This window comes from Rhizobium sp. SEMIA 4085 (genome assembly GCF_013004495.1).
GTDB lineage: Bacteria > Pseudomonadota > Alphaproteobacteria > Rhizobiales > Rhizobiaceae > Rhizobium > Rhizobium gallicum.
The window spans coordinates 1-2857 of the sequence record NZ_JABEPH010000538.1 but is presented as its reverse complement, the minus strand read 5'-3'; the positions used below and the strand labels follow the sequence as shown (position 1 = coordinate 2857).

Annotated in this window: 1 protein-coding gene and 1 pseudogene; both read right to left on the bottom strand. The window is 59.3% G+C overall.

The window, feature by feature from the left end; translation table 11 throughout:
- Positions 1-1371, bottom strand: a 1371-nt coding sequence (locus tag C9413_RS30565) for an ABC transporter substrate-binding protein (protein WP_170251359.1), incomplete at its 3' end; no start/stop codon positions are given.
- A gap of 120 nt (positions 1372-1491) precedes the next feature.
- A pseudogene (gene melA, locus C9413_RS30560) lies at positions 1492-2784 on the bottom strand (alpha-galactosidase); the annotation flags it as partial.
- Between the last annotated feature and the right edge of the window lie 73 nt (positions 2785-2857).

Below are 2857 nucleotides of genomic sequence, written 5' to 3'. Positions count from 1 at the left end.
GTAGAGGGTCGATTGCCGATCGTAAAAACTCGTGCCGGAGGACAAGCCGCCGGAGTAGATGGCCGTGAACGGTCCCTTGACGAGCGAATCGCCGACGGCTTTGCGGTTGAACGCCATCGTGACAGCCTTGCGGAAATCCTCGTTGCGGTTCAGCTCGCGGATCGCCTGGCCACGCGCGTCCGGATCGCCCCAGCCGTTGGCCGAGAAATTCATCCGCAGGTTATAGCCAATCAACCGGGGGCCGAAGGCGAGACGGGCGGGTGCCGTTTTTTCGGCAGCGCGTTTCAGCGAAGCAACGAAATTCTCAGGCTGTTCGAGGTTCGAAAAATCGCCCGAGCCCGCGACCGCCTGAACGTCACGGTCCGCCCATGTCGAAAGCTTGTAATGCAGCTCGTTGAGATAGGGGAGTTGGTTGCCCTTTTCGTCGACCTTCCAATAATAGGGATTGCGGCGTAGCACGATGATGTCGTCCGGCCGGTATTCGACAGGCACCCACGCGCCCATCACCGGCATATTCATATATTCTGGCGGGAATGCATTCTTGAATTGGTCGTAGGTGTTTTTCGAATATTTGGGATGCTGCGGCTTCAGGACATGCGATGGACCCGGGCAGAAGTTGGGATAGGCCATCGTGTAGAGATATTGTTTCGGGAAGGCCTCCTTGAAGGTCCATTCGACGGTATAATCATCGATCTTCTTCAGGGTCGTGCCGGTGCCGAAGGCTTCCGGCGATGCGCCCCCGCCTAGGGGCGAGACGTTCGGGTCGATTACCTCGTCTTCCCAGTAGAACATGATGTCATCGGCGTTGAAAGGAGCACCGTCTGACCACTTCGCACCTTCGATCAGATGCATTGTCAGCTTGTGGCCGTCCTCGGACCACTCCCAGCTCTTGGCGAGGTTCGGAAGCGGCTCGGTATCCTTGGCCTCCACCTGGAAAAGCGGTGCGGTGCGCGTCAGGCATTCCGAAAGGCCGATATCGATACCGCCCCAGCCCTGCGTCTGGCCCGCACCGTAGTTCCACCCTTCCGGCCGCCCGCCGATGACATGGCGCATCGTATCGCCGTATACGCCGATACCGTCCGGCATGTTTTCGGTCTTGAAGACCAGCGGCTCCTTTGGAAGCCGATCCTTGACCGGCGGAAGCTTGCCGGTATCGACGAAATTCTTCTTCACCCAGTCAGGTTCGTTATATTCCGGCAGCGCCTTGAACTCCAAAATGGAGTCGCGGGCAACATATTTGATCTTGCCTTCAGCCGGAAACGGCGCCGGCTCCGGCGGAACGGTCGGTTCGGATGCATAGGCATTCAAGGCCGCGGCCGAGACGCTCAGCGCCAGTCCGGCGAGAACGCCAATTTTGCGAAAATGTCTCATCGTCTCTCCCTCGTGTTCGGAGCGCTTGCCCTCTCCGGTTCTCCTCTAGCGGCGTGAAATCAGGTCTGAGGCGACAGCTTTTCCTCCCGGAAAACCGCCGCAACCCGCCTTCCACCAAGTTCAAACGGCCTGTTTCAAGGCCGCCTTTTCGGCGCGCAGCTCCTCGATCGAGCGCACACTGCGACGTGCAGCGCCGGCCCAATCACGCGTCTTTACGCTCGATTTCGACAGACGCTCCTGCGCAGCCGGCACGGCGTCGGCATATTGCGGCAGCCAGCGGGCTTGAGCCACGACCATTTCATCGACCATCTGCCAGACCTCTTCGGGCGTCGAGACGGCACCGACCAAGGGGTCGTGCAGCACCGCAAGCTTCAACAGTTCAATATCGCCGCTGATCGCCGCATGGACGGACATGCGCTGAACGTTGATCGACGAGATGCACGTTGCCGCACAGGCTTCCGGAAGGGAGATGCCGGAGACGAGGAGGATGCCGAATAGATCGACGAAACCGGGCGACTCGATGACAGCGTCGGCCGGCAAGTTGGTGATGACGCCATTGTTCTTGACATTGAAGTGGCCGCGATAGACCCGGTTGGTCTCCAAGGCCTCAAGGATATGGCTTGCATGCTCGTTGGAGCGTCTGGACGGATCGATTGGCTTCGACGCCGATTCAAGAAACTGCGGGAACTCCGTCTCGAACCAGTTGCGCGTTTCCGTCGAGTGACGGAGATAGCCGCCTGTCTCACCGTGGATCCAGTCGGACATGTCGATCCACCTGGTGATTTCCTCCGGACGCTTGCGATACCACGGCAGATATTCGGAAAGGTGCCCGTTGCTTTCCGTCGAATAGACACCGAAGCGCTTCAAAACATCGATGCGCAGCTTCTCCTGCTGCGAATAGACCGGATGGGCTTCGAAGGCCGCAAAAAGCTCGTCTTTGCCGATCTTGCGGCCGTTGAGGCGCAGGTCGATGAACCAGGTCTGATGATTGATGCCGGAACAGACGTAATCGAGATCCGAAAGCGACCTGGCGCCGAGAACCTCGGCAATCTGTTCGGCTCCATGCTGCACCCCGTGGCACAGACCGACCGTATCGACCTTGCCATATTCGATCGCAGCCCACGTATTCATCGCCATCGGGTTTGCATAGTTCAGGAATTTTGCGCCGGGTTCAGCGACTTCGCGGATGTCCCTGCAAAAATCGAGAATGACGGGAATGTTGCGCTGCCCATAAAGAATGCCACCGGCGCAGATCGTATCGCCGACGCATTGGTCGATGCCATATTTCAGCGGAATGCGGATATCGTCGGCATAGGCTTCGAGCCCCCCGACGCGCACGCAGCTGATGATGTAGCGCGCGCCTTCGAGCGCCTTGCGGCGGTCGGGCGGCGCCGGGACACGTGGCGGCAGCCTTGTTGGGCGTCCGATCTTGGCGGGGGGTGCCCTTACCCACTGGCAGTGTTAGACTCCGCGATCTCGTGTCGGG